18 protein-coding genes and 14 pseudogenes are annotated in these 25,161 nt (G+C 65.7%); 14 read left to right on the top strand and 18 right to left on the bottom strand.

Annotated elements, in window-relative coordinates; all coding sequences use genetic code 11:
* The 3 genes from OG985_RS02925 to OG985_RS02915 form a co-directional block, all read right to left on the bottom strand.
* Window positions 1-561: a hypothetical protein gene (locus OG985_RS02925; RefSeq protein WP_371666680.1), complete on the bottom strand. Its 561-nt coding sequence runs from the start codon at window positions 559-561 to the stop codon at window positions 1-3.
* Window positions 562-828: 267 nt separating this feature from the next.
* A complete protein-coding gene (locus OG985_RS02920; RefSeq protein ID WP_371674236.1) occupies window positions 829-2,469 on the bottom strand; it encodes a TIGR03767 family metallophosphoesterase in 1,641 nt (546 codons plus the stop codon).
* 593 nt (window positions 2,470-3,062) lie between these two features.
* Window positions 3,063-3,284 (bottom strand): IS3 family transposase, encoded by a 222-nt coding sequence (locus OG985_RS02915; RefSeq protein WP_371666679.1) that lies wholly within the window; start codon window positions 3,282-3,284, stop codon window positions 3,063-3,065.
* Between the two features lie 68 nt (window positions 3,285-3,352).
* Here OG985_RS02915 and OG985_RS02910 point away from each other — a divergent pair.
* Window positions 3,353-3,810: pseudogene (locus OG985_RS02910) on the top strand (transposase).
* Here OG985_RS02910 and OG985_RS02905 read toward each other — a convergent pair.
* Together OG985_RS02905 and OG985_RS02900 are read right to left on the bottom strand one after the other, a co-directional pair.
* Window positions 3,793-4,383 carry an IS630 family transposase gene (locus tag OG985_RS02905; RefSeq protein ID WP_371666678.1) on the bottom strand — a complete coding sequence of 197 codons (591 nt, stop codon included), beginning with the start codon at window positions 4,381-4,383 and terminating at the stop codon, window positions 3,793-3,795. The pseudogene OG985_RS02910 and the gene OG985_RS02905 overlap by 18 nt on opposite strands.
* A complete protein-coding gene (locus tag OG985_RS02900) occupies window positions 4,380-4,895 on the bottom strand; it encodes a winged helix-turn-helix domain-containing protein (protein ID WP_371666677.1) in 516 nt (171 codons plus the stop codon). The genes OG985_RS02905 and OG985_RS02900 overlap by 4 nt, the downstream gene beginning before the upstream one ends.
* A 283-nt stretch (window positions 4,896-5,178) precedes the next feature.
* On the opposite strand from OG985_RS02900, the pseudogene OG985_RS02895 reads away from it, so the two are divergent.
* The 3 genes and pseudogenes from OG985_RS02895 to OG985_RS02885 all read left to right on the top strand — a co-directional run bounded on the left by OG985_RS02895 (window position 5,179) and on the right by OG985_RS02885 (window position 7,987).
* Window positions 5,179-5,924 (top strand): annotated as a pseudogene (locus tag OG985_RS02895) (transposase family protein).
* Window positions 5,925-5,936: 12 nt separating this feature from the next.
* A pseudogene (locus OG985_RS02890) lies at window positions 5,937-6,314 on the top strand (hypothetical protein); the annotation flags it as partial.
* A gap of 1,328 nt (window positions 6,315-7,642) precedes the next feature.
* On the top strand, window positions 7,643-7,987 hold the full coding sequence (locus OG985_RS02885; RefSeq protein ID WP_371674235.1) for a hotdog fold thioesterase: 345 nt from the start codon (window positions 7,643-7,645) through the stop codon (window positions 7,985-7,987).
* Between the two features lie 287 nt (window positions 7,988-8,274).
* On the opposite strand, the pseudogene OG985_RS02880 reads toward OG985_RS02885, so the two are convergent.
* Window positions 8,275-8,631, bottom strand: a pseudogene (locus tag OG985_RS02880) (ISAs1 family transposase); the annotation flags it as partial.
* On the opposite strand from OG985_RS02880, the pseudogene OG985_RS02875 reads away from it, so the two are divergent.
* Window positions 8,630-9,225: pseudogene (locus OG985_RS02875) on the top strand (transposase family protein); the annotation flags it as partial. The pseudogenes OG985_RS02880 and OG985_RS02875 sit on opposite strands and share 2 nt — an antisense overlap.
* Window positions 9,226-9,351: 126 nt before the next feature.
* On the opposite strand, the pseudogene OG985_RS02870 reads toward OG985_RS02875, so the two are convergent.
* From OG985_RS02870 to OG985_RS02855, 4 pseudogenes are all read right to left on the bottom strand, one after another.
* Window positions 9,352-10,335 (bottom strand): annotated as a pseudogene (locus OG985_RS02870) (IS30 family transposase); the annotation flags it as partial.
* Between the two features lie 31 nt (window positions 10,336-10,366).
* Window positions 10,367-11,610 (bottom strand): annotated as a pseudogene (locus OG985_RS02865) (IS256 family transposase).
* A 159-nt stretch (window positions 11,611-11,769) separates the two neighbouring features.
* Window positions 11,770-12,052: pseudogene (locus tag OG985_RS02860) on the bottom strand (IS30 family transposase); the annotation flags it as partial.
* 70 nt (window positions 12,053-12,122) lie between these two features.
* Window positions 12,123-13,041, bottom strand: a pseudogene (locus OG985_RS02855) (IS3 family transposase); the annotation flags it as partial.
* A gap of 65 nt (window positions 13,042-13,106) precedes the next feature.
* Between OG985_RS02855 and OG985_RS02850 the strand changes: the two are divergent.
* A pseudogene (locus OG985_RS02850) lies at window positions 13,107-13,779 on the top strand (transposase); the annotation flags it as partial.
* Between the two features lie 171 nt (window positions 13,780-13,950).
* On the opposite strand, the gene OG985_RS02845 reads toward OG985_RS02850, so the two are convergent.
* Entirely contained in the window at window positions 13,951-15,348 is a 1,398-nt protein-coding gene (locus OG985_RS02845; RefSeq protein ID WP_371666676.1) for a lytic transglycosylase domain-containing protein, read from the bottom strand.
* Window positions 15,349-16,029: 681 nt separating this feature from the next.
* Here OG985_RS02845 and OG985_RS02840 point away from each other — a divergent pair.
* The 3 genes and pseudogenes from OG985_RS02840 to OG985_RS02830 all read left to right on the top strand — a co-directional run bounded on the left by OG985_RS02840 (window position 16,030) and on the right by OG985_RS02830 (window position 17,937).
* A complete protein-coding gene (locus OG985_RS02840; RefSeq protein ID WP_371666675.1) occupies window positions 16,030-16,179 on the top strand; it encodes a hypothetical protein in 150 nt (49 codons plus the stop codon).
* Window positions 16,180-16,335: 156 nt separating this feature from the next.
* Window positions 16,336-16,422 (top strand): annotated as a pseudogene (locus OG985_RS02835) (IS5/IS1182 family transposase); the annotation flags it as partial.
* 1,362 nt (window positions 16,423-17,784) lie between these two features.
* A complete protein-coding gene (locus tag OG985_RS02830) occupies window positions 17,785-17,937 on the top strand; it encodes a hypothetical protein (protein ID WP_371666674.1) in 153 nt (50 codons plus the stop codon).
* A gap of 142 nt (window positions 17,938-18,079) precedes the next feature.
* On the opposite strand, the gene OG985_RS02825 is transcribed toward OG985_RS02830, so the two are convergent.
* Window positions 18,080-18,355, bottom strand: coding sequence for a hypothetical protein (locus tag OG985_RS02825; protein WP_371666672.1), 276 nt, complete (start codon window positions 18,353-18,355; stop codon window positions 18,080-18,082).
* A gap of 113 nt (window positions 18,356-18,468) precedes the next feature.
* Window positions 18,469-18,627 carry a transposase gene (locus tag OG985_RS02820; RefSeq protein ID WP_371674234.1) on the bottom strand — a complete coding sequence of 53 codons (159 nt, stop codon included), beginning with the start codon at window positions 18,625-18,627 and terminating at the stop codon, window positions 18,469-18,471.
* 9 nt (window positions 18,628-18,636) lie between these two features.
* Between OG985_RS02820 and OG985_RS02815 the strand changes: the two genes are divergently transcribed.
* Window positions 18,637-18,852, top strand: a complete 216-nt coding sequence (locus OG985_RS02815) for a hypothetical protein (protein WP_371666671.1) — start codon at window positions 18,637-18,639, stop codon at window positions 18,850-18,852.
* Between the two features lie 208 nt (window positions 18,853-19,060).
* Here OG985_RS02815 and OG985_RS02810 read toward each other — a convergent pair whose 3' ends face one another.
* The 4 genes and pseudogenes from OG985_RS02810 to OG985_RS02795 form a co-directional block, all read right to left on the bottom strand.
* Window positions 19,061-19,285: a hypothetical protein gene (locus OG985_RS02810; protein WP_371674233.1), complete on the bottom strand. Its 225-nt coding sequence runs from the start codon at window positions 19,283-19,285 to the stop codon at window positions 19,061-19,063.
* A 263-nt stretch (window positions 19,286-19,548) separates the two neighbouring features.
* A pseudogene (locus OG985_RS02805) lies at window positions 19,549-20,297 on the bottom strand (transposase family protein).
* A gap of 513 nt (window positions 20,298-20,810) precedes the next feature.
* Window positions 20,811-21,581 (bottom strand): IS21-like element helper ATPase IstB, encoded by a 771-nt coding sequence (istB, locus tag OG985_RS02800; protein ID WP_210582092.1) that lies wholly within the window; start codon window positions 21,579-21,581, stop codon window positions 20,811-20,813.
* A gap of 295 nt (window positions 21,582-21,876) precedes the next feature.
* Window positions 21,877-22,167, bottom strand: a pseudogene (locus OG985_RS02795) (IS21 family transposase); the annotation flags it as partial.
* 8 nt (window positions 22,168-22,175) lie between these two features.
* Between OG985_RS02795 and OG985_RS02790 the strand changes: the two are divergent.
* Window positions 22,176-22,556, top strand: a pseudogene (locus OG985_RS02790) (transposase); the annotation flags it as partial.
* Between the two features lie 152 nt (window positions 22,557-22,708).
* On the opposite strand, the gene OG985_RS02785 reads toward OG985_RS02790, so the two are convergent.
* Window positions 22,709-22,957: a hypothetical protein gene (locus tag OG985_RS02785; RefSeq protein ID WP_371666669.1), complete on the bottom strand. Its 249-nt coding sequence runs from the start codon at window positions 22,955-22,957 to the stop codon at window positions 22,709-22,711.
* A gap of 201 nt (window positions 22,958-23,158) precedes the next feature.
* Here OG985_RS02785 and OG985_RS02780 point away from each other — a divergent pair, with 201 nt between their 5' ends.
* The 3 genes from OG985_RS02780 (at window position 23,159) to OG985_RS02770 (ending at window position 25,052) form a co-directional block, all read left to right on the top strand.
* A complete protein-coding gene (locus OG985_RS02780) occupies window positions 23,159-24,262 on the top strand; it encodes an IS4 family transposase (RefSeq protein ID WP_371666668.1) in 1,104 nt (367 codons plus the stop codon).
* An 85-nt stretch (window positions 24,263-24,347) separates the two neighbouring features.
* On the top strand, window positions 24,348-24,500 hold the full coding sequence (locus OG985_RS02775) for a hypothetical protein (protein ID WP_371666667.1): 153 nt from the start codon (window positions 24,348-24,350) through the stop codon (window positions 24,498-24,500).
* A gap of 117 nt (window positions 24,501-24,617) precedes the next feature.
* The gene (locus OG985_RS02770; RefSeq protein ID WP_371666666.1) at window positions 24,618-25,052 is read left to right on the top strand and encodes a PaaI family thioesterase; all 435 of its coding nucleotides are present in this window, start codon (window positions 24,618-24,620) and stop codon (window positions 25,050-25,052) included.
* The last annotated feature ends 109 nt before the right edge of the window (window positions 25,053-25,161 follow it).

Here is a 25,161-nt window from a genome sequence, read left to right as displayed (position 1 = left end):
TCACCCGGTCAGCGCGCAGCGCAGGTCGTAGGGCAGGTTTGCAGTCAGTCCTGTTTCGCCTGCACTTTGGCCGTATTCGCTCAGTGCGCTGGCGAGGTCTGGGTAGGCGCTTCGGAGGGCGGCGACCACGTCGCCGATCCCAGCAGTGTGGCCGTTGATGCGGAAGTTGGTCAGTCGAGCGCCGGCTCGATGGGTGGTCTTGTCCCACCAGTACTGGCCGTCCCACGTTACCCAGGGGTCCGCTCCCGCGGTGTGCTGCACGCTCCAGTGGTCCTTCTGATAGTAGTGGCAGGTCAGTGTGGTGACGGCGAACCTGGCAGGCTCGGCGACGAGGAAGCGTAGAACGCCTCCGTCATCGACGGTGATGTCGCGCTTGCTGTATTCCACACACAGCGGATCGGCCAGCAGCAGCCACCACGGCGGCGTTTCGCCCTCGCCGAACTCGTGCCACAGGCAGGTTGCGGCGAAGCCTGGCTCCACGAACGGGCTCACCGTGGAAACGGACGTCACCAAGGACGGCACGGCGTGCGTGGAGCTGGCCGTCGGCAGTCCGGCCGACATTCCCACAGCCGTCGCCAACCCGGCTGCGCAGGCGCCTAGACGAGGAAAAGACACGGAACCTCCCAGAGTCGCACGCGCTACTTTCCTTGCTGTGAAGAAGGAGACTGTGTGGCGCCGCTTTCGCGCCACCGTAGGTATGGCCGCGCACGGTGTTGAGTCCCATTGCCGAGGATGATCCTGAAGGTCCGTGGCCACTGATGGAAAGCTGAAAGCCACCCTGATGTCATCCGCAGGGGTGAGCATCCGCAGCGTAGATTTTGAGGGACTTCAGAGGGGGAAGGGTGTGGGCAGGAGCAGTCGGGTGTTGCGGTCCGTTGCCATCCCACGTCGTCCAAGCTCCGCCGGATCCCTCCTGGCCTGCCAGTCGTTGAGCGCCAGCTCTCGCGCGTGTGCGGCCAGGTCTGCGGGGCTGGCGAGCGTATCGGACTTTGGGGGTGCGTCGGTATCGACGATGGTCGTGACGAGCGAGAGGGTGTCTGGTGCCGCGGAAACTTCAATGAGCCGGCTTTGCTGGGGCCAGTCGATGTGGGCGGCGGTGGTGATTTCCCAGAAACCGCCGGGCTTGGGACAGGTGGCGGATCGGGCATGCGGCCGGATCCTGTTTGTGTGGCTGTGCCCGTTGATCAACGCGATGACGTTGGGGTGTTGCAGCAGCAGCGCCCGTACATGGCCACCGTCCCGCCGCGGGAACCACCAGGCCCACGGGTTGATGGTGTTGCCCATGGTGGTCAAGGTGTGGTGGGAGAAGATCAGAAAGAGGCGGTCGGTCACGTCGTGGCTGACGACATCCCCAGCGGCGGAGAGGTAGTGCCGGCTGCCTCTTCTGAGCTCCGTTTGCAGCCACTGGTATTGATCTGCGTCGAGGGACCCGTCGGCGCCGCCGTTATCGTTCACCGTGTCCAGCACGATGCACCGGATGATCCCGTGATCGAAGGCGTAGTAGGCAGTCCCGTTCATCCGGTTCTCGGCGGTGAACCCGTGTCCCACGGGCTTGCCTGCAGTAGCGAAGTGTTCGCCGACCATCTGCTTTTTACTGAGCAATCGCCGGGCCGGATCCGACGTCACTGCACGCAGCGGGCCGGTAATCGCAGTCGTCAGTGCCTCGCCGGAGACGTCGGGGCTGACCGCTTCTATAGCCTCCCAGCTCGCCGGCCACCCCACGGGCTTCACAGACCCGGTGGCGATCTCATTCAGCAGCCAGCTCACGGGCGCATTGCCCTGCACCAGACAATCGTGATTTCCATAGGCCGCGTACCAGGGCATCCCGAGCCCTTGCGCGGTGAATGGGCGCCGGGCCGCATCCAGTAGCCACGGGAGATCCGGAAACCCCCACATCCTCTTGGCGCGGTCGAGAGAGGCTGCCGGATCGGGATGCCAGTAGGCGGCATCAAAGCGCTCGCGATCGGCGACGCCTTCCCAGCGGGACAGGTCACCAGAGTCAGGGCGGATGACGCCGCCGTCCAGAAGGTCGATGTACCAGCGCATTTCGTTGCATTGTGAGTTGTCCACACTGTCACCCGTTACCACAGCGAAGGAGACGGGCAGTCCAGTCGCCGGTCCGCTCCCCACCCGCGAGACAGCCCGTGCCATCGCATCAACCACCTGCGTAGAGAGCATCTCCTGCGGACGGTAGGCAGCCGTCAGACTCGAACCCCCCAGCACCGAACCCGTATCACCGTAACGGTCAAGGAACTCGACGCGCGCCGGAGACTGGACATCCGTAACGTGAAGGTCTGTCAGCTGAGCAAACGCCACAAGCTGATGCCCTTCTCCGGATGCCGTGACTCTGCCGCCCAGCTCACTCCGCACCACGTGCGGCTCACCTGACCCCACGACCACAGCGCGATACCCGCCCGGACCAGCAGGGCCGGGAACCAAGGTCTGCGTCAGTGTCGTGACCGGTGACACGCCTGCCTCGGCAAACGCAAGCTGTGGCCGTCCTACGGCCGCCACTGCTGCACCCAGCGCGGCCGCCTCCAGGACCGTCCGACGCGAGAGAACCACAGACGCCCGCCCTTCACAGTGGATGAGTCTCTCAGCCAAAGAACCGCGCTGCAGTGGTCATGTCAATAGCTGCGGCGTGAGTGAAGGCTGCCAACCGGATACTCGGCAAAGCCGCCACCGACTGCCAGAAAGCCTCCAGGCAGCTCATCCGTGAGCAAGTGGTCTTCGCTCCCGGGCCTGCCAGCTTGGGGGTGTGCGCACTTTCGCGTCGGGCAATGTGAAGCCCCCGACCATCAATGGACGGGGGCTTCACGCGGCGAGTCGCCAGCAGCTAACGGGGGTCGCTCGCTGGCCAGACCGGAGGCCTTCCCCAGCCATCCGGCCATCCCGCACGTGCCAGGGAACCACCCCCGGCAGACCAATTGGATCATCGGGCGACGGCCATTGTGAGAGTAATTCCTACTCACGCATTGTTCAGCGTGGAGCCTTTTTCACTTGTACGGCTTGCGGGTGAGCGTCGGTGAGGTGAGGTTCCCCCGGCGTGCGGGAGGTGATGATCAGCGGGTCAGGGCGGGTTGACGGGGTCTCAGGTTCGTTCGTTCGGCCGTTGCCTGGTCGGCGTAGTGCTTTTCCTCGAACTTGATCGGACTGAGGTAGCCGAGCCGCTTCTGGATGCGCCGGGAGTTATAGAAGCCGTCGATGTACTCGAACAGCGCGAGATTCGCCTCGGCTCTGGTGTCGAAGGTCCGTCCGCGGATGCACTCGGTCTTAACCAGCATCCACAGGTTCTCCGCGAGAGCCTTGACGCTCCTACGAGTTCGTAACACGATCTTGTTGAGGTGCCCTGGTGGGGCGTGACCGATGTGACGATTCCGCCGTTCGAGATGCTGTGAGCACTCGGCCGTGGATCGTGGACGACGACTTGTGGGCGCTGATCGAGCCGTTGCTGCCGCCCTGGCCGCAGAAGTCGCCGGGGCCGCGGCCGGTGCCGGACCGGCTGTGTCTGCAGGGCATCCTGTACGTGCTCCACAACGACATAGCTGGCAACTCCTACCGCTGGAGCTGGGGTTCGGCTCCGGACAGACCTGCTGGCGGCGCCTGGACCGCTGGCAGAAGGCCGGAGTCTTCGAGCAACTGCACCGCATTTTGCTCGCCGAGCTGAATGCGGTCGGCAACTCGACTGGTCCAGGGCGTGTGTGGACGGCTCCCACATCCGCGCGAAAAAGGGGGGAGCCGACCACCGGTCCGTCGCCGGTCGACCGGCGGAAGACGGGCAGCAAGCAGCACCTACTGATCTTTTCGTAAGTTCGGTGGGTGTGGTGGGTGGATGGTCAGGCCGGTATGGGCGAGGAATGACCATGGCAGTCGGGGGTTGGCGTTGATGCGGTGGATGCCTTGCTCGGTAGCGTCGGCGACATCGGCGAGGTGGTCGCCGGCGAGGTTGGCGAGTTCACGTTTCTTGAGCGAGGACCACAGCAGTTCCACCGGGTTCAGCTCGGGAGCGTAGGCGGGTAATCGTTCCAGCGTGAGCCAGTCCTGTTCGGCGACCCAGGCCCGCATCGCCCGGCTCCAGTGGGCGGACAGGCCGTCCCAGACCAGGACCACTCGCTCGCCGCGGTAGAACGCCTTTATCTGCTCCAGGACCTCGATGAGTCCGGCGGTGTCGTAGCTGCCGGGCTTGAGGTGGAAGCACAGGCGAGCCCCGCGATCGGGATCGGTGGAGTGGTAGCCCAAGGCCCCGGCCATCGACGCGCGCTTCCAGTTCAGGCGGTGCCGCAGGAGCGGAGTCCGCCCTCGGGGCGAGTAGGTGCGGCGGATCTGCGGGAGCAGGGAGACGCCTGATTCGTCGAGGAAGACGATCCAGGCACGTGTGTTCACGGCCCCTTTTTGATCCGCGGCCACTCGTGCGCGATCCAGCGGGCGATCTCCGAATCGTCCCGCTCGACCGCCCGCCGCTCGGGCCGTTGCAGGCTCCATCCGAGCCGGCCGGTCAGCAGCCGCCACACCGATGCCCTCGACAACACCACCCCCGTTTCCTGGGTGACGACCGCGCCGACTCGTTCCAGGGTCCACAGGTCGGCCTCGAAACCATGAGCCTGGGCACCTTGCTCCAACGCGGCCCGGACCATCTCGACTTGGGCGTCGTCCAGCTTGGGTGGGCGTCCGGTAGCTGCCCGTCGCCGCAGGGCCGAAGCACCGCCGTGCTCCCACACCCGCCGCCAACGCCGCACGCTTTCGGCACACACCCCCACCGCCCTCGCGATGTCCGCATTCGAAACGCTGTCCTCGAACAACTCGACTGCCCGAACACGACGCGCCTCCGCCAACTGAGGCCGCGACAAAGGAGGAAGGGAGGAGCCGGCAACCGAACGGGAAGGTTGATAAGCCACCCCGACAGCCTCCCACCCACACAGCCACCACACCCACCGAACTTACGAAAAGATCAGTAATGGTGACTCACGGGACCGGTGAAATCTGAAGCACCACCGGGTCTGGAGCCCTGTGATCAGACGGGTTCACCGGTCCCGTCATTGCGGTGGTGTGACGCCATTGGCCAGTGAGCTTGTTCAGTTCGGCTACTGATCGGGTGACGTGTGGTGAGGGCGGAACGGGCAGAGCCCCAGGGCTGTTGAGCGAGGTGTCTACGCTCAACTCTTCAGCCTTGGGGCTCTGTTGGTTCCTTATCGTGCCGTACTCGATGTTCCGCATGCCCTGGTGGAGTGGGTCACGATGCTCATCGTCACCCGTGAAGGTGACCGCAGGTGCAAGCTGCCAGCGTCCGAGCGCGCCCTGGTCGCACTGGTATACCTGCGGAAGAACGACACCCTGTGTCAGCTCGCGGCCGGCTTCGGTATCAGCCTGGGCACCGCACACGCCCACGTGCACGCCGTGATCGGCCACCTCGCAGAGCTCGCGCCCGGTCTGACCGCGGCCCTGAGATCGCCCCGACGCCCGCTACCTGCTGCTGGAGGGGACACTCGCCGAGTGCGACCGGACCGGCGACGGCCGGGCGGACTACTGGGGAAAGCACCGCCGGCACGGCGTGAACCTGCAGGTGGTGACCGCTCCGGACGGCACGCTGGTGTGGATCTCGCCCGCGCTGCCCGGCCGGACCCACGATCTGACCGCGGCCAGACGGCACCGGATCATCGCTACGTGTATCCGCCTGGGCATCCCGATCCTGGCCGACCGCGGCTACCAGGGCGCCGGTGACATCGTCGTCGTGCCCCATACGACCGGGCAAAGACCTCACCGTCAAACAGAGATGCGTCAACCGGGCGCACTCGCGTCTGCGGTGGCCTGTCGAGAGATCCATCGCATCGGTCAAGACCTGGCGGATCCTCCGCAAAGCCCGCTGCAACCCGAGCCGGATGACGTCAATCGCCAGAGCCATTCTCACCCTGGAGACTCACCGCTGAACAAGCTCACTGGCCCGAGTTGAGGTCCGCCGTTGGCGCCGCCCCGAGCGCTGGCGTTGGGTGATCGCCCGCCGCAGCGTCAGCCGCCCGGAAGAGCAGTCGGTGGGCCGTGTAGGAATGTTCCCGACCGCGAAGCAGGAGTGCAGTCTGGACGACTACCAGGTCTGCTGCTCTCCAGGCTGGCACAGCCACATGACCCTGGCCGGAGCAGTTCTGCCTGCCTGATAGTCCTGCCGCGCCCGCTAACTCGACGCGGATGCTGCAGAAACGGACCCTCCCAGCTCATCCGCCTCAGCTTCGCCGAGATCAGAACGATCACCCGACTCACGGACCCGCCCCACTCCGGTCGACCACATCTTTCACCGGCGGTGCGATGACCGGCAGATCTGACCCCATAGAGTAGCTTTTGCTTAATTACATCAACAGCGTCCGTGATCTAATACGAAAGCGCGATAGGAAACCAACCATGGGTGGAAGGGGGGGGGGTTCTGTTTATAATGAGCTGTAATTCAGTTTGCATTGTTTCGCCTGTGGACTCCAGGCCGCCCACTGTCACGTTTGCCATACTGTAGATTGGTCGGGCGGAAATGAAGTGTTGCGGCGAATGTGGATCATCTTATCGTACGCCAGGTGGAGGTCTGGGGTGGGGTAATTTCTGCTCTCGTTTATGTAGGCTTGGTTATTTGCGGCGAATTCAAGGGCTACTCAAATGTAACCCGCAGGGAACTCAGGGGGCCAATGGGGAGGCATTCGATTCTTCACAACCCGAGTAAGGTTCTGAGTCGGACGACCTGCAACCTCGATTTTGCACAAGGGTCGTCCGCTTGCTGACGTGCCTCTTGCTCGTGGAGTGGGCGCCAAGTTCCACGGCTGGCTCCGGGTGGTGCTGCCGGCAGGGAAAGGATGTGCCGGTCCGCTGGGGGTTCGGATGCACATCCTCCGCTTCGCGGCTTATATCCTGCACCGATGTGATCACCTGCGTCCTCGACCGGCTCGATACTCGTACCGCCCCGTTTCGCCGGACCCGCCAACGCGGTGCTGCTGATCCCCGGTCTGATGGTTACCGTTCTGCCGCTTGAGCACGTGCCCCCCAGCCGGGAAAGGCGACCGGCGTGTTTAACACCCATAACTTCAGCGTCGGCGTGAGCTTCAGCCCTCCTCCTGACCGCCGTTGTGGCACTCACCGGAAAGCTCGCACGTTGGCCATCTGCGTATGGACTCGCTGAGCTACCGACTAGACCCACTGTTGGGTCTGCGGAGTGCAAATCAGGCGAAAGAATGAATGGGCATTTTTAGAGTGGCTGCCGATCGGGTGACAGTTGCTTCCGTGGGATTCGAGTTCTGCCAGGAAATCGACCTAAGAGGACCGTTCACTCCGAGGAGTATGAAAAGGCTCAATACGTCATTGTGGAACTCGATGCCGTGGAAGAGTGGCTTGCAGTGATAGGCCGCATAGTCGGTGAGCGGGTTCGTGCTCCGGCTCCAGGTCAAGCTTGCCTTCACTGCGCGTAACTGAAGCATCCCCACAAGAAAACTTGACTGATTTCCGTTAACAGCGATCGAAGCTGACATTCATACTGCTGACAAAAGATCAGGAGTTGTGCACCGTGGTAAAACAGCGAGGTCTCATACCTGCCAGCCTGCCCAAGGAGCTGCTTAATCGTTCCGCTGCAAAGCCACTGCCTGCAGATGTTACGAGCGGTCAATTTGCGGATCGAATGGGCATAACTTTCACTACACTTTCCATCCGCAGGATTGTGGCGACAATGCCTGTGGAAGGCAACAGGACCCCGCATGGCCGACTCCACGGAGGTGCTTCTGTGGCTCTAGCTGAGAGTTTGGGCACCATTGGTTGCCACTTGCATGCTGGGCTTGGGAAAACTGCAGTGGGCGTGGATGTCAATGCTACACATCACCGCGCAGCGAGCTCAGGCTTCGTTACCGGAATTGCCATACCGCTCCATCTTGGCCGGAATCTAGCGAGTTACGAAGTTGTCATAGTTGACGAACAAGAGCGAAAACTCTGCACGTCCCGAATAACTTGCATGATCCGAGACGTGTAGCGTCTTATTTGAGCGGAATCTGTTTGGGTGTCGACCGGATAGCTCGCGGTCAGCCCGCATCAAGGATGCATCCACCGAGCCTGGCCCAAGGGTCAGGGCTTCGGCGAAGTAGGTGGGTGTCCGTTTCGTGATCACTTGAGGTCGAGCAGGGCGAGCGGGCGGTCCGCGTTGCGGGCGTTGTGTCGCAGAGCTGCTGCGATGTTGGTGGCGCCGGCCAGCCGCAGGGTGCCGATGGCGAGGTTGCGCCAAGTGGCCATCGCCCGGGGCGCGTTGCCGGTTCGCAGTGGTGAGGCGTCTTCGGCGAACGTGGTGTCTCTGACGTGGTGCAGGGCTTCGATCTGCCAGTGATCACGGATCAGGGCCGCCAGCTGGGCGGGGCCGGCCTGCTCAGCGGTGAGGCTGGTGACGGCGTAGACGGTCTTGATGGTGGTCTTGCCGGTCTTGCGGTCGGTGCGGCGACGCTTGATCTGGGCGGCCTGGCGGGCTCCGGGGAAGAGCAGGCCGTTGACCGTGACCACCTTGATCCGTCGGATCTCCGAGCGGCCGTGGCCGATGCCCTTCACACGGCCCTGCAGCGGGATCTCTGTCCACGGAAGGGATCTGAGCTGCTTGCGGAGCTTCTTCTGGTTGCCTTTGACGATCACGATGTGTCAGCTCGCGGCCGGCTTCGGTATCAGCCTGGGCACCGCACACGCCCACGTGCACGCCGTGATCGGCCACCTCGCAGAGCTCGCGCCCGGTCTGACCGCGGCCCTGAGATCGCCCCGACGCCCGCTACCTGCTGCTGGAGGGGACACTCGCCGAGTGCGACCGGACCGGCGACGGCCGGGCGGACTACTGGGGAAAGCACCGCCGGCACGGCGTGAACCTGCAGGTGGTGACCGCTCCGGACGGCACGCTGGTGTGGATCTCGCCCGCGCTGCCCGGCCGGACCCACGATCTGACCGCGGCCAGACGGCACCGGATCATCGCTACGTGTATCCGCCTGGGCATCCCGATCCTGGCCGACCGCGGCTACCAGGGCGCCGGTGACATCGTCGTCGTGCCCCATACGACCGGGCAAAGACCTCACCGTCAAACAGAGATGCGTCAACCGGGCGCACTCGCGTCTGCGGTGGCCTGTCGAGAGATCCATCGCATCGGTCAAGACCTGGCGGATCCTCCGCAAAGCCCGCTGCAACCCGAGCCGGATGACGTCAATCGCCAGAGCCATTCTCACCCTGGAGACTCACCGCTGAACAAGCTCACGGTCTTCCAGACAGGTGAGGGCGGTGTCATAGCTTGAGCCGACCCGGCCGATGCTGCGCCGGATGCCGTGCCGGCCGCACACCCCGGCGAAGGCGGCCGCACTGTATTGGGCGAGTTCAACCAGTCGTTGCAACACCGGGCTGTTGCAGCGAGCGTAGCTGTTCTTCGAAGACCTCGGCCGGCGTCCGCCAACCCAGGACTTTGCGGGGCCGGTTGTTGATCGCCATGGCGACGGCTTCGAGGTCCGTGAACGACCAGCGGGAGAGATCGGTGCCCTTCGGGAAGTACTGGCGCAGCAGCCCGTTCGTGTTCTCGTTCGTCGGTCGTTGCCAGGGCGAGTGCGGATCGGCGAAGAACACCTTCGTCCCGGTATCGAGAGCGAACTGGGTATGACCGGAGAGTTCCTTCCCACGGTCCCAGGTGAGGGTCTTACGTAGCTGCTCAGGCAATTGCGTCATCGACGTGGTGAGCGCCGCGTTCATCGCGATCGCGCCGTAGCCCCCGAGCGAGGGGCCGTTCTTCACGGGCGGATTCTCGCCCCAGCCCTCCAGACGGGGCAGGTGCACCAGGAGCGTGGAGCGGCTGCTGCGCTCGACAAGCGTGCCGATCGCGGAGCGGCCCGTCCCGATAATCAAATCGCCTTCCCAGTGTCCGGGGACCGCGCGGTCCGTGGCCTCGGCGGGGCGTTCGCTGAGGACGACGTCCGCGGTGACATGCCCCTGCGGCTTGTTCTGCGACCGTGCACGGGGAGCCCGCAGCGCCCGGCCGGTGCGCAGGCACGTCACCAGTTCCCGCTTGAGCGCGCCACGGCCTTCGATGAACAGCGCCTGGTAGATCGCTTCGTGGCTGATGCGCATGGACTCATCATCGGGGAAGTCGACACGGAGTCGGTGCGAAATCTGCTCCGGACTCCATGCCGTCGCCCAACGTCTGTCCTGACGGTGCGGCTTGTTCAGCCCTTTCCATGCGGGCGTCTTGGGCCCGGTGACGGTCATGTTGTCGGGGCGACGGATGCTGCCGGCGAGCCGGTCCTCTACGTACTCACGCAACCGGTCGTTACCCAGGAGTTTCGCGTTCTTCGGGCGCTTGGCCGCCTGCTGAGGGTCACGTCCCCTGTGATGGTGTAGGCGATCAATCCTCCGTAGTGTTCGGGGTGTTGGGGAGTGCATGGGTGGTGTGGTCGGCGTGTTCGGCGGCGTAGATGGCAGTCATGCTGCCTTCGGACAGGTAGCGGCGGGGGAAGGCGATCCATTCGTCGTGCATCTCGCTGAGCACGGCGGTGACCAGCCGCTCGAGGGCGGCCGGGTTGGGGAAGACCTGCACGACGTCGGTGCGGCGCTTGATCTCGCGGTTGATCCGCTCCAGGGGATTTGAAGACTGGATCTTCTTCCAATGCGAGATGGGAAAGGCAGCGAAGGCGGTCAGGTCCTCCTTGGCGTCCAGGAGCATCTGCCTGACCTTGGGAAACTGCTGCCCGAGCATGTCGGCCACCGCATCGAGTTGGTGATGGACGGCTTCGGCGGTGGGCTGGATGAAGATGGTGCGGATGGTCGCCGCGACCATTTCCCCGGATTCCTTGGGGATCACGGAAAACACATTCCTCAAGAAATGGACACGACAACGCTGCCAGGCGGCACCGAGCATGACCTTGCGGATCGCTGCCACCAGGCCGCTGTGACTGTCGGAGATGACCAGACGGACCCCGCCCAGGCCGCGTTCGCGCAAGGAGCGCAGGAACTCGCTCCAGAACGCTTCGGTCTCGCTGTCACCGACCATCACACCCAGCACCTCACGGCCGCCGTCCTCACTGATGCCGGTGGCGATGACCACGGCCTGGGAGACGATCCGGTGGTTCACGCGCACCTTGCAGTAGGTGGCGTCCAGGTAGAGGTAGGGGAAGCGGCTGTGATCCAGGGGCCGGCCGCGGAAGACCGTGAGCTGTTCGTCCAGGTCACCGCAGATCCGTGAGACCTCGCTCTTGGAGATTCCGCTGTCCGCGCCGAGCGCCTTGACCAGGTCGTCGACCGAGCGGGTGGACACCCCGTGCACGTATGCCTCCATGATGACGGCGTAGAGCGCCTGGTCGATGCGGCGCCGCCGTTCCAGCAGGCTGGGAAGAAGCTGCCGCTGCGCAGCTTCGGTATCGCCAGGTCCAGATCGCCGGCCTGGGTGGCCAAGGTCTTCTCCCGGTGGCCGTTGCGGAAGGCGGTGCGGGCTTCGGTGTGCTCGTTCCACTGGGCGCTGATCCGGCCGCTGAGCTCGGCCTCGATCAGCTCTTGCAGCATGCGCTCGGCGACGTTGCGGACGAGCTCGATCCCGTCCGCCGTGCGTAGTGACTCCAGCAGGCGTTGTAGGTCAGACTGGGACAAGGCCATCGGGCACCTCCAGGGTTGAACTGGCCGTTCACCAGGGAGATTTGCACGGTGGCCTGCCTCATGCGCAGGGAGCGGAGACCGTCACCGGATGCACGCCCCGGGCACCCGCCCGCGCACACCCGCACGGTGATCGCCTACACCATCACGCGGGACGCCATCCTGCTGAGCCTTCCACTGGGCGACCGTCGCGCGGTATTCCTGCTTGCCGCCGCGCGTGGCGGCGTTGCGGCGCAGTTCGCGACCACCTCGCACCCACCGGCCACGACACGCCGACCACCAACGACGCCTCCACCGTCGTGACCCCCGTGGCGATCAGTCGCCAGAACTGGCGCTGCACGACCCGAGAAGGATCAGGCCGCCCCGGCGAACGCATCGCCGGCCGCAACGCACGGTCAGCGCGCCACTGCCGACGCCGCCCCTCCGGAACATCGCTGGTCTTCAAACTCCAGTCCGCCGTGGCCACGTCGCACACCTCCGAGATCAGGGTGTTGCGACGACCAGTTGAATCCACCCTGGGAGCCCCTGCCGGTGTGGAAACGACGCCGTGGACCCGGCCGCCGCGGGCGGCCACGGCCATCTCGATCGCGTCGGTGACCAGCGAGGTGCGCAGGTGGTCCGCGATCGACCAGTCCACCACCTTCCTCGAGCAGATGTCGATCACCGTGGCGCGGTAGAGCCATGTCGCGCCAACGGCTGTGTAAGTGATGTCGCCGCACCACCGGGTATTCAGCGTGTCCGCGGTCACGTCGCGCATCACCAGGTCCGGCGCGGGCGGCGCGGTCCTGTTCGCGATCGTCGTCCGCTTCTTCTTTCGCAGGTGTCGGCCGACGATGTGGTTGATCCGCATCGTCCGGGTCACGCGCTTGCGGTTGATCTTCCGTCCCCTCGCACGCAGCTCGGCATGGACACGTGGGGCGCCGTAGGCGCCTTGGTGCCCGGCGTGGACAGCGCGGATCTCGCTCACGGTCCGTTTCTCCTCGGCCTGGCGCTCGGCGCGGGCCTGCCCGGCCGCCAGGTGCCGGTAGTAGCCGGCGCGGGATACTCCAAGGACGCGGCAGATCCGCTTGACGCCGAAGCCGGCACGGTTGTCGGAGATGAAGTCCCAGCGGTGGGGGCTCACTTCACCTCCCGAGCGAAATAGGCGGCTGCCCGGCGCAGGATCCCGCGCTCCAGATGCCACTCCTTCTCGGCCTTGAGCAGCCGGGCGTTCTCCGCCCGCAACCGGGCCAGCTCCTCCGCCACGCTCCCGCCCGCGTCACGGTGTCCGGGCACGGCCTGGGCCTCGTCCCTGCGCACCCACGTCCGCAGCGACTCCGCGGTGATGCCGAGATCCGCGGCCACCGCCGCGTACGTCCGCTTGCCAGCCGCGGCGCGGTAGAGCACAACCGCGTCCTTCCTGAACCCCTCCGGACACGGAGACTTGCGTCCCACCCGGACACCCCTCTCCGGACCATCAAGACCCATTGTCAGGGTGTCCACTCCAAAGGATCAGCCTCACCCACGACTTCGTGTCCTGGCTCGCCCAGCGCGGGCGCTGGCTGTCCTACTCGGTCGGCATGGTGATCACCGAAGCGATCCACGAACACGTACTGAAGCTCCCTGCCCCGGCATGGACACCGGCCGTCGAGGCCGACGGTCAGGCCCGGGACGGGGCCTGGATCGCCGAGCGGCAAGGTCCTGGACGGCTGGCCCAAGGGCATGCGGCTCATCGTCCGAAGGGAACGACCTATCCCGACGCCCAGTTGAGGATCACCGACGCGGACGGCATGCGGATCACGTGCTTCGCGACCAACATCCCTGACGAGCCGCTCGCCGAGCTCGAGCTCCGTCACCGGCTCCGGCTCCGGGCACGGGCCGGGGACCGGATCAGGGCAGCCCGGGCCACCGGCCTGCGCAACCTGCCCCTGCACTACACCACCCAGAACCGGGTCTGGCTGGAGATCGTCCAAATCGCACCCGAACCCGCTGGCCTGGATTCCGATGCTCGCCCTGACCAGCCGGGCGAGGCTCTGGGAACCGCGTCGCCTGCGGTTCCGCCTGTTCACCGCAGCCGGCCAGCTCGTCACCACCGGTCGGCGACGCATCCTCCGCCTGGCCCGCCACTGGCCCTGGACCGGTGAGATCACCACGGCTCTTGAACAGCTCGCGCTTCTGCCCGACCCCGGCTGAAACACAACCCACCGTCTCTGCGACAGCATCACCCGCCCCGGGCAGTGGAACCCGGCGCCCACCCGACGCGACAGCCGGGCCACCGGCCTGCCCACCAGCCCGCTCCGGAAAGGGAAAGGGCCCACCGACTCCGTCGGCGGACCCTCAAGGAAGATCGAGGCTAAAGGTCCGTCAGGGAGCTGTAGAGGGCTGTGGGGACGGAGTAGCGGTCGTCTCCGTTACGGTCAAGTCGACCGTAACCGTGACGCCGTTCGTAGCGGTCAGGACGAGCTGGTAGGCGCCCGCATTCTCGTCCGTAAACAACTCAGGCAGCAAGACAAGCCCGTCGGTGCCGGTCGTGGTGAGTGTCAAGGTACGAAGTGGACGGTCCTTGGCGTCCTTAAAGTAAGGGCCTGCGCTGACCGGTTCTGTACCGCCGTCAGCGACAACCCGAGCGACCAGGGCAACGCCAGCCGCAGCCTTACCGTTAAGCGTTGCTTTGAAGCCGATTTCCTTGCCGAACGTACTTGAGGACGAAGCCTCCAGCGCCGTGTCGCTGGTGCGAGTCAGCTTGTCCGCGGCAGGCAGGACCGTGCCCGCAAATGCGACCGGAGTCACCCCTTCGATGTGTGTGCTCACGAGATGAGCGCGGATCGTGAACGTGCTCGGGCGGTCACCAGCCTCGATGCAAGGGGCTATGGCCACGCCTTGGGCGCTGGTGGTGACGGTCACTGTGCGCAGGCCACCAGTGAAACGGGCATCGGTGTCACCGATCACGGCGAAGCGGATTTTCTGTCCTGCTGCGGCCTTTCCGTTGGTGCGCACAGCCATGACCTTGGCTCTTCCCAGGAAGACGGTGCCTGCGTCCGCTGTGAACGAGGAGGCCCCAACTCGGGTGAGCTTGCCGATGGGGACGGGTTTCGGGGGCTTCGGGTCGGTCGTGTGGGGAGGCGTGGTAGGCCTGGTCGGAGGCTCTGGCTCCACCGGGGCATCTCGTTTTGGAGGGGCAGGCGGCGTTCTTGGTGTTGTGGGTGTAGGCGGCGCACCAGGTGCCGACGGCATGGCGGGTGTGCTGGGTGCCGACGGGCTCACCGGGGGAGTGGGCAGCGTTGGCAAATGTGGCAAACGCGTACCCGTGCCAGTGTTCGGCAGCTCGGCAACGCCCCCGCCCTCATACGTCCGCATCCACGACAACACGTTGTCGTAGTACTGGGTGGAGCGGTTGTAACTGAGGACGGCGGTCTTGAGATCTTCGGACGTCGACAGATTGCGGTCGCCAGCACACAGGTACAGGCCGGTAGCAAGCGCAGCGTCGTAAATGTTGTTCGGGTCCCGCTTGCCATCGCCGTTGCCGTCAGTGCCCCACTGCTTCCAGGTGGAGGGAATGAACTGAGTGGGGCCGACCGCGCGATCGTACTGCCTGTCGCCGTCCCACACGCCAGCGTCGGTGTCGCGGATCAGTGCGAACTGCTGTCCGTTCAGCTGAGGCCCGCGGATCGCCTTGTCTGTGTATCCGTCTTCGCGCAGCCCGTAGCCGGAGGCGTGCACTGACTCGATCCGGCCGATGGCCGCGACGAGTTCCCACTTCAAGTTACAGTCCGGGACAGCGGTCGCGACGGATTGCTCGGCCCGCTTGTATGCATGCAGGGCCGTAGCGGGGATCCCCAGGTCCGTGTCGGTTCCGCTGGGCGCATTCCCCTCAGTGTTCAGGTTCGGCAAGTCCAACACGCCGTCACTCCGGGGCTCAGCTTGCGGGCTGTTCGTGTCGGGAGTCGGCTTGTCCTCGCGCGGCCTGGAAATGCCGGTCGGTGAACCCGCGGCCGCCGCGGTGGACAGGCATGCTACGAGGGCTACGGACGTCAGGCTTTGGCGCGAGAGGCTGAAGAAGCGATTGCGCCGCAATTGGAGTCGCAAGGCATACCTAGTCAGGGGGAGGGCTATGTACCGAATGATTATCGAGTTCCCATGTCTCCTCTACCTGAGTAATCATCGCTTATTAGCATTGGGTGCCACCGCGAGCCGGCGGCCAGGTACAGGTCCGCGATAGCGACGGCGGCCCCCAGCCACCCCCGTCACCTCGGCATTGCACCGGAGCGACGACGAGCACGGGCGCCACGATTATCACCGCACTCACCCACCGGACCTAGTGACCGCCGTGGGTCAGCAGGGTGCGCGGCGCACGTGCGCGGTTCACAAACGACCGCAACGCGCAAAAGTGAGTCCCCGTTGGCCAGACGACGAGGACTCATAAAGGACGAGGTTGGGCTGCGATTGTCTATTGCGGTCTCAACGGATCTGATTTTAGGTTCGGGCGAGGGCGAGGGCGAGGGCGAGGGCGAGGGCGAGGGCGAGGGCGAGGGCGAGGGCGAGGGCGAGGGCGAGGGCGAGGGCGAGGGCGAGGGCGAGGGCGAGGGCGGGTGATGTCGCTGATTTGGCAGGGGGTGAGGGTCATGCGTTTGAGCGCTCGCCAGCGTTTTTTGAGCTTGGCGGCGGTGCGCTCACCGAGGGTCCGCACCCCTCGGCGGAGACCGACCGGGTGGCCGCTGCCGGCCACTACTCCGGCAAAGCCACCGCGAGGGCGTGAACCTGCAGGTCATCACCGCGGATGACGGCAGGCTGCTGTGGATCTCGCCCGCCCTGCCCGGCGGCACCCACGACGTGCGCGAGTGCTTCCTGTAGGTGGCGAACAGTTGGGCACGCCTCGGCACGCCGAGATGAGGTCGCGATACCGGGGGAGGTTGTCCGCCCAGGGCTTGAGGGGCGGCTCATCGCAGAGGACAGTGAATGCCATGAGCCGTCACCGACGCCCGCCGCGGCGGGTCCCCTGGATCGCGGGTGGTGTCGCCGTGCTCGCCATGGGGGGCCTTGGCGTGTGGACACTGGTAGCGCAGGACGGCGGCACGCCCGACCCGACGCCGTCGGCCTCGGCCAATCTGTCTGTGCCAACCTTGAATCCTTTGCCGCCCTGGACGCCTCACCCAAGGGCTTCAGATAAGGCAGGACCGACAACGGACATACCTGCGCCGAAACCGACGATGAGCCATCCCCGACAGCCAGTACCACCAAGCGACCGGCTGACGCCCCGCCGGACAGCAGTTGACTCGTCGGCCGTGTGGACGCCGAGAGCAAAACCGACAGCAACTCGCTTCATATCCTCCGAGCCCTCACGTAGTGCGACGGCACCAAGACAAGCCAGGCCATCCGCGCTACCGGCGACCGACGGCCATGAGCCGATGATCACGACGTGGTATACATCGCCGGCCGCAGTGGCTGCCGCTGAGCGAATGGCCGCAGTTGGCGCTGTCGGGGACCCAGTGTGCTCGATGGCAGCTGTCGGCCAGCCTGACCCTGACCTGGTCCCACAAGGCGGCCGTATCGGCATAGGCACCAGCCGCAATTACTGGTGCCTGATCTGGTGAGGCACCGCCCAACGACCCGCAGAGGGTGTCTCGGCGGGGTGTGACGGTCGTCCTGTGACTGTGGGTAGCTGTGGTTCGGGCTCGAGGATGCTGATGTGGAGACCGTGACGGTACGGCTTAGAAGCCGTTGTCTTTCCGGATGTGTTCGCTGAGTTTCTGCTGCTCAGGCATGGTTCGGGCGTCGTTGCGGGAGGGTTCGGGCGATCAGATCGTTCTCGCGGTGCGGAGATGGCCGGTGACATCGGTGATGGGTTTGCTGGAGGAACGTGAGACGGCTGCCCGGGTGCGGGCGGAGGGGCTTCAGGCGGAAGCGGACCGGATTCTCGCGGAACTCGCCGAAGCGGAGGCGGTGTTGGAGCGTCGGGTGATCGCCCGGGTCGAGCTGGCCGAGGCCCTGGCCGCGCCGGGCGCTGCCGCGGAGGCGTCTGCCCAGGAGGGGGCGCCGGAGCCGCCGGCCGGGGCGGGCGAGGGCTGCGGTTGCCGGGTCGGTCGTGCAGCGGTGGCGAGAGGGGATGACGGCGGTGGCGCTCGCGCCGGATTACCGGCGGATCGTGGAGCTGCTGGAGGCCGAACTCCCCGATGATAGGGAGGGATTGAGGCGAAGGAGATGACGGCCCGGCTCGGGCTCGAGCTGGTGCCGGCGAAGATCGAGGGGATGCGGTCGAAGGCGAAGCGGCTCGTTGAGCGGGGCTGGCTGGCCTCCTCACCGTCAGGCCGGTTCAGGCCGCGAGTGCCGTCCGCTGCCGACGCGGCGTCCTGACCGTCCGGCCGTGGGCAGTGGCGCGGGCCAGGCGGCGAGTCATGAGCATGGTGGCCGAGAAGTGGATGAACGCCTCGCTGCTGGCGGGTAGCCTATCGTAGTCCCGGGCCAGACGCCTCGTGCGCAACAGCCATCCCGGAGTTCATTCCACCAACGACCGTCTCGGCAGTACCACGAACCCCTTCACGTCGTCGCTCCGCTTGACGGTCTGCAGGCTGAGCCGGAGTTTCTCCTTCGCCCAGTCGACCAGGACGCCCGTGTAGCCGCCGTCGGCCCATACCAGGCTGATCTTCCTGAGCCGCGTCCGCAGCGGGGGCGGCAGCATGATGCGGGCGGCCTGCCGGTCGGCGTCCGCGGCACACCAGCACCAGGAGCAGCAGGCCGAGGCAGTCCGTGGCGACGTGCCAGCGCCTGCCATTGATCTTCTTCCCGCCGTCGTAACCGCGCGTGGCGGACGGCACCGAGGCGGCGCCCTTCACCGACTGCGAGTCGATGATCGCCGCGCTCGGCTCGGTCTGACGACCCTCGGCCTCACGGACCTTCCCGCGCAACTGTGTCGTGCAACTCCTTGACCAGGTCGTTCTCCCTCCACCTGCGGAAGAAGGCATACACGCGGTCCCAAGCAGGGAAATCGGCAGGAACCGAGAGCCACTTGATCCCGTTGTCGGTGACGTAGAAGACCGCATCCAGCGTCTGCCGGTGGCAGTAGCGTTCCGGCTGCCCGCCCCGCCCCGCCCCGCCCCGCCCCGCCCCGCCCCGCCCCGCCCCGCCCCGCCCCGCCCCGCCCCGCCCCGGCCCTCCAGCCAGGCCGGCACCGGCAGCGCGTCACGCACCACCGCCCACTCCGTATCCGTCATGTCCGACGGATACCGCCGTACCCTCTCGGGCCGGTCGGCCGCGTTCCCGAACCGGTGAGCGAGGCAATCGCACACCGACACGCAGGAGTTGGAGGAACGAGGGCCGTCACGCAAGGCTGGAACAACAGGGCCTCTGATACTCGAGTGGCGTCACAACCCCGAGCTACCAAGGGGCCCTGCTCTCATGCATCCACCCGGCCAAGATCACCCAACCAGGCACCCTGTTCGACCAGAACCGTCTTCCTGACCGATGGGAATACGGCTTCTCAGACTGCGCTCCATTGGTGTGGGCTGGCTCCGCGCCACTCCACCCACCTGGGATCGTCCAGCACGCCGTCGGGATCCTTGATGCCCTTGGCTTCAAGGAACACCACCAGGTCGTGGTCGCTGTAGGCGGTGCCAAGAATCTCGTCCCGGCCCTGCCTGTGCACGGTGACTCTCCGACCGCCGGTGCGGGACGGCCGGTGGACGACGATCGGCGCGCCAGTCACGTCTTCCAGCATGCTGCCGACTGGGGGCCGGGGCGAGTCGTGCCTTCGCCACGGCAGATCTTGCAGCGAGGACGCTTATCAGTGAGGGCTCACGCACGAGGTTTGGTGACTGGACTCGCTTCGTGGGACTGACGAGGGCGTAGGAACTCCCATCACCCCAAGTCAGCGGGCACCTCTTCTCATTTCGCCGTCCACAGACTGACTATCGTGCGGGTGGATCCAGGCCTCACTCACCCCGACAAGGTGCTGACCAGTGAGCTTCTTCAGCGTTGCTTTTCCAGGGTGAGGACGGCCTTGGCGATTGACGTGAGTGTGTTGGGACTGACGCGGGCTTTGCGGAAGATCCGCCAGGCTTTGAGTCGTGCGAAGGCCCGTTCGACGGGCGAGCGGAGTCGGGCGTGTGCCCGGTTGACGGCCTTCTCTTTGACGGTGAGCTCACGGTTTCGGTGTCTTTTGACGGGTGTGGCGAACGTTCCGCCGGCACCCTGGTACGCCTTGTCCGCGAGGGCGGGGATCTTCAGTCGCTCACAGATGGGGCGATGTTGTGGGTGCGGGCGGCGGTGATGTCCGCGGTCCGTCCGGGCAGGGCCGGCGAGTACCAGACGAGCTCACCGGCCGGGCCGGTGACCGTCTGGATGTTCACGCCGTGCTTGCCGTGCTTGCCTGAATAGTCGTCCTGGCTGTTGCCCACGCGGTCGCATTCGGCGAGCGTGCCGTCGACGAGGATGTACTCAGGGCGGGCTTGCCGCAGCGCGTGAGTGAGAGAGGGTGCGCGGGCGGCCAGGTGGGTGATCACGCTGTGTACATGTGCGTGGGCGGTGCTCTCGCTGATCCGGAAGCCGGCGGCGATCTGGGCGAGGGTGTCGTGCTTGCGTGGGTACACGAGCGTGATGAGGGCCCGCTGAGAGGCCGGCAGTTTGCGCCGGCGGTCACCCTCGCGGGTGATGATCAGCATCGTGACCCACTCCACGAGGGCATGCGGAAGGTCGAGTGCGGCAGGATAGGTAACCAACAAGGCTCCCTGACAAATGAGTTGAGACGTGAGATCTCTCGCTCAACTGTCCGGGAGCCTTGTCCGTTACGAGCCCTTGTCTGTCACCCGATCGGTAGTCGGCAGGCGGTCAGGTAAACAGAAAGTGCCCCTGACCAGCAAGAATGGGGATTGTTGAGGTCCTTGTTCCTGCCGCCGCCGGAGGCACTTCCCAGGTGAAGCACTCTATCGGGTCCTACTTCCGCGTCCGTGTCCAGGACGACGGCCGCCAGGTCGTCTCCCAGGCAGGGCGGTCCTGCTCGTCGAAACGGTCCGCAAGACCGCCCTTAGCCTCAATACCAGTGACTTAGGGTGGTGGCTGGTAGGGTGCGTGGCGGGGAGGTGCCGGGATGCCACGGCCGGGTCAGGTGAATCCGGAGACGGACGAGCGGTTGTCGGATCGCATCGCGGTCGGGCTGTTGACGCGGTCGTTCCCGCCGGTGTCGGCGTACGGACTTTTCTCCCCAGCCGTGTACGGGCGAACGTCCCCAGCTGTCAGGCCACTTCGGTCTCTCGCTCGATGGCCTGGAGTCGGTTCTTGAGCCGGTAGCTTGGACCGTTGATCGCGATCACTTCGCAGTGGTGCAGGAGGCGGTCGAGGATGGCGGTGGCCAAGACCTCGTCGCCGAAGACCTGGCCCCATTCGCTGAAGGTCTTGTTCGAGGTCAGGATGATCGAGCCCTTCTCGTAACGCTTGGAGATCACCTGGAAGACCAGGTTCGCCTCGGCGCGTTCGAGGGGCTGATAGCCCACCTCGTCGACCACGAGAACGCTCGGCCGCAGATAGGTGCCGAGTTTGTTGACCAGCCGTCCGGCCGACTCGGCGGCCTTCAGGTTGCGCACCATGTCGTCGAGGCTGGTGAAGTAGATCGAGTAGCCGGCCCGGCAGGCCGCGACAGCGAGGGCGACGGCGATATGTGTCTTTCCGACCCCGGGCGGCCCGAGCAGGGCGGCGTTCGCCTTGCCGTCGACGAAGGAGAGGCTGGCGAGGTCTTTGACCTTGCGTGGGTCGAGCTCGGGCTGGAACGAGAAGTCGTATTCGTCCAGCGTCTTGTGGTGTGGCAGCTTGGACAGTCGCAGGCCCTGGCGGAAGCGGCGGTCGTCGCGGACGGCGAGCTCTTCGGAAAGGACCAGGTCGAGGAAGTCGAGGTAGCCCATCTTCGCCTCGTCGGCTCGGCGGGTGTACTCGTTGATGGTCTCCGCCAGGTGGGGCAGGCCGAGCTTGCCGGCCGTGGTGCGGATGCGGTTGCCGGTCAGCTCGCTCAAGAGGACTCCTTCGTCGGGGAGTTGGTGGTGAAGGGCGGGTGCCGGTCAGTTCGTCGTAGACCGACAGCGGCCGCCGTCCGACCTCGACACGGGTGGCTGCGGCCCGGTCCAACAGGGCCTGCAGCGGGCCGACTTGACCGCCAGCAGGTGGTTCGCGACGCGGTGATGGTGTCACCTCACCGGTCGTGGTGCGACGCCCCTTGCCAGTGGGCAGGCCGTCCCAGTGCGTCTCCTCGACGACGCGGACGCCACGGCCGACCGCCCGCGGATGGGTGGACAGCAAGGTCTCGCCGCTGGCATCGGGGACGGTCGAGTGCAGCATGACCTGGGACTTCGTCGCCCGGATCTCGACGAGCTGGCGGGGGCGGACCTTGCGTGCGGGCACTGAGTAGAGGTTGCCGCCGAAGGCAACCAGGCAGTCCTTGCCGACCGGCCGCAGATGACGCTCGGCCACCAGGTAAGGAGTGGGCGGGAGCGGTTTGAGGGCCGCGTGGTCGCGGGCGGCCCGGATCCCGATGACTTCCCGATGCGTCTTGTGGATCTGGTCCCGTCGCCTCGGCACCCAGGCGGAAAACGCGGCGTCCATCTCCTCGAGCGAGGAGAACGCCCGCCCGGACAGGACATGGTCTCGAGGTCCGTCACCGCGGGCATGCCACGGTCGAGGACCACATCCGGTGCGGCAAGACCACCGGCTTCGGCCGCTTCCCCTCCCGCGGCTTCGGTGTCAACGCCGTTTGGCTCGAACTCAGCCTCGCGGCGATCGACCTGCTCGCCTGGACGCGCGTCCTGCTGCTGGACGGGGAACTGGCCACCGCCGAGCCGAAGAAGCTCCGCTACCGGCTGCTGCACGTCGCTGCCCGCCTCACCCGCGGCGGCCGACGCCTGCGCTTGCGGATATCGGCGACCTGGCCATGGAGAAACGAACTGGTCGCGGCTTTCCACCGCCTCGCCGCACTGCCCCGTCCAGCCGGCTGACTGGCAACCACCCCGCCGGCCCACGACCCGAAGGCCCCTGGAGAACCCGACCACCGCGCCGGGATTCCGCCATGCCCGAGCACCGAAATCGCGTCCGTCACCCGACAGCCGCCCCTCAGCAACGCCTCATCGCCCCAACCGAAATGCCGAGGCTAGAGCTTGACGCGCTGATAGTTGCCGGCGAACCCGTACTCCGCGGCCAGTCGCTCGTGGATCACCGACGCCTTCATCAGGATCTCGGCCCGCAGCATGGCATCGACCAGCGGCGCGAACTCGTCGATCTTCCTGGGCACCAACTGGCCACTGGCCGAGCGACGCGGCGGCGTCGCCGGACCCGCGAGGTACTTGCGGACCGTCTTGCGGTCCAGCCCCGTCTCCCGGGCGATCTCCGACAGGCTCATCGCCCCGGACTCCAACAACCCCCGAAACCGCCGTAGTTCCGACCAGCGACGTGGATCCAAGACCACCGCCAACCACCCCCTGCCGCAGCACATCGACTACGCAGCAGAGTGCCGACCAACGATCCTCACCGCCTCAGGAACTGGCCGCATTCATCCGTACGCGGGTGGGCACGTTCAGGTGTACGCCGACAGCCGGAGCTGGTGGATCGGGTGGTGGCCCAGTGCGGGAGGTCCGGGCAGCGTAACCGGCCGCTGCCGCCGCGCGTGGTGGTCTACTTCGTGCTGGCGATGTGCTTGTTCTCCGGCCAGGGCTACGAAGAGGTCGCTCGGCTGCTGACGCATGGGCTGACCTGGGCGAAGCGCTGGTCGGGGTCGTGGCAGGTACCGACCACGGGGGCGATCTCGAGAGCGCGCGCGAAACTCGGTCCAGAACCGCTGAAGGCCCTGTTCGCCTCGGTGGCCCGGCCGTTGGCCACGGAATCGACACCGGGTGCCTTCTACGGCCGGTGGCGGCTGATGGCCATCGACGGCACAGTCTTCGACGTTCCGGACAGCCAGGAGAACGTGGCGCACTTCGGGCGCCCGAAGACCCACCGCACCCAGCGGTGTGCGTATCCGCAGGTGCGGGTGGTCGCGCTGGCCGAGTGCGGCACCCATGCCATCACCACGGCGGCTCTCGGCCCATGCACCACGTCCGAACTCGTGCTGGCCCGCGAGCTGTTCGGTCACCTGGGCGAGGACGATCTGCTGCTGGCCGACCGCGGCTTCACCGGCCTGGAGCTGTGGCGGGCGGCCTCGGCCGGCGGTGCGGACCTGCTGTGGCGCATCCGTTCCCACCAGGTGCTGCCGGTCCGCGAAGAGCTGCCCGACGGCTCGTACTTGTCAGAGATCGTCGCGGCCAGAGACCACCGCAAGCGTGCCGACCCGGAAATGGTGCGGGTGATCGAGTACACCCTGGACGATCCCGGGCAGGACGCCCCTTACCGGCTGATCACCACGGTCCTCGATCCCGATGCCGCCCCGGCCACCGAGCTGGCCGCCCTCTACCACCAGCGGTGGGAGTTCGAGAACACGCTGGACGAGCTGAAGACCCATCAACGCGGACCTGCCCAGGTCCTGCGCTCCCGCTCACCCGAAGGCGTCGAGCAGGAGGTCTGGGCACACCTGCTGGTCCACCACGCCATCCGCACCCTGATGCACGACGCCGCCGAGCAGGCCGGCCTCGACCCCGACAGGCTCTCCTTCACCCGGAGCATCCGCCTCGCACGACGCCAGGTCACCGCGCAGGCGGCCTTTTCCCCCTGACCGTCTGACCGCCGCCCTCACCGACGGACTCCGCGAGATCACCGCGCGCCTGTTACCCACCCGCCGCAGACGCTCCAACCCGCGCGTGGTCAAACGCAAGATGTCCAACTTCGGCGTCAAACGCGACGAGCACTACACCTGGCCTCAGCCCACCCGGGACCCAGCAGACGCCATGACCATCGCCCCGCACTGGCGCACCGCCCCGATCAACCCGTCAGCCAAAGCCCGACGAAGCTAGGTCACTAAGTCACTGGTATTGAGGCTAAGCAGTTATTGCTCTCGCATACCGCCTTGCGTTGGGATGCACTAATGAGGGAAAGTTTCACGAATAAATACGAACGGCTTATTTATCTAAATGTGTCAAGATTTTGAATCTGCGGTTCACCACTCCTTGTGTTTCGGGTGCGGGCCATCTCATGGAACAGGCCTTGGCCTCAACGTTGTCCGCGACAGCCCAGAGCAGGCGCACGCAACGTTTCTGGTGACAGTTGATCATCAAGGTCCTCCGGGGTTTATTCATGGCGGGTTGCTGGCCTGCCTCTTTGATGAAGTCTTCGCGGGGGCAATTAAGCTGATGAATATATTTGCAGTCACTGTGCGGCTAGAAACGGACTTTCTGGCACCGATACCAATCGGCAGCCGCATCAAAATTGCGGCTCACTGCATAAAGACGGCTGGTCGTAAGATGCAGTGCACCGGAACGGTTACACTGACATCGCAGAATAATCAGATAGCTGCCAGAGCCAGTGCCCTTTTCGTCAGTATCTCAGCCGAACAACTGGGTACCTAGCCTCGATCGTTCATGAGTCCTTGTCGGTTTGTTGACGGGGACTCTGCGTTTGTGTGGTGGGGTCTTTTCGGGGCTGGGGCAGGCCGAGGGCCCGGCTCTCGCGTCGGAT

Origin of the sequence: Streptomyces sp. NBC_00289 (genome assembly GCF_041435115.1) — a bacterium.
In the GTDB taxonomy this organism is placed as follows: domain Bacteria; phylum Actinomycetota; class Actinomycetes; order Streptomycetales; family Streptomycetaceae; genus Streptomyces.
The sequence above is the reverse complement of the archived record's forward strand: the minus strand, read 5'-3'. Positions and strand labels throughout refer to the sequence as shown.

Bases quoted from the DNA above. Each gene is read 5' to 3' on its own strand.
- OG985_RS02925 (WP_371666680.1), bottom strand. From the start codon at position 561: ATGTCGGCCGGACTGCCGACGGCCAGCTCCACGCACGCCGTGCCGTCC.
- OG985_RS02785 (WP_371666669.1), bottom strand. From the start codon at position 22,957: ATGAGCCTGTCGGAGATCGCCCGGGAGACGGGGCTGGACCGCAAGACG.
- OG985_RS02825 (WP_371666672.1), bottom strand. From the start codon at position 18,355: ATGGCAGGCGCTGGCACGTCGCCACGGACTGCCTCGGCCTGCTGCTCC.
- OG985_RS02885 (WP_371674235.1), top strand. From the start codon at position 7,643: ATGGGCATAACTTTCACTACACTTTCCATCCGCAGGATTGTGGCGACA.
- OG985_RS02830 (WP_371666674.1), top strand. From the start codon at position 17,785: ATGACGGCCCGGCTCGGGCTCGAGCTGGTGCCGGCGAAGATCGAGGGG.
- OG985_RS02915 (WP_371666679.1), bottom strand. From the start codon at position 3,284: ATGCTGGTTAAGACCGAGTGCATCCGCGGACGGACCTTCGACACCAGA.
- OG985_RS02770 (WP_371666666.1), top strand. From the start codon at position 24,618: ATGTGTCAAGATTTTGAATCTGCGGTTCACCACTCCTTGTGTTTCGGG.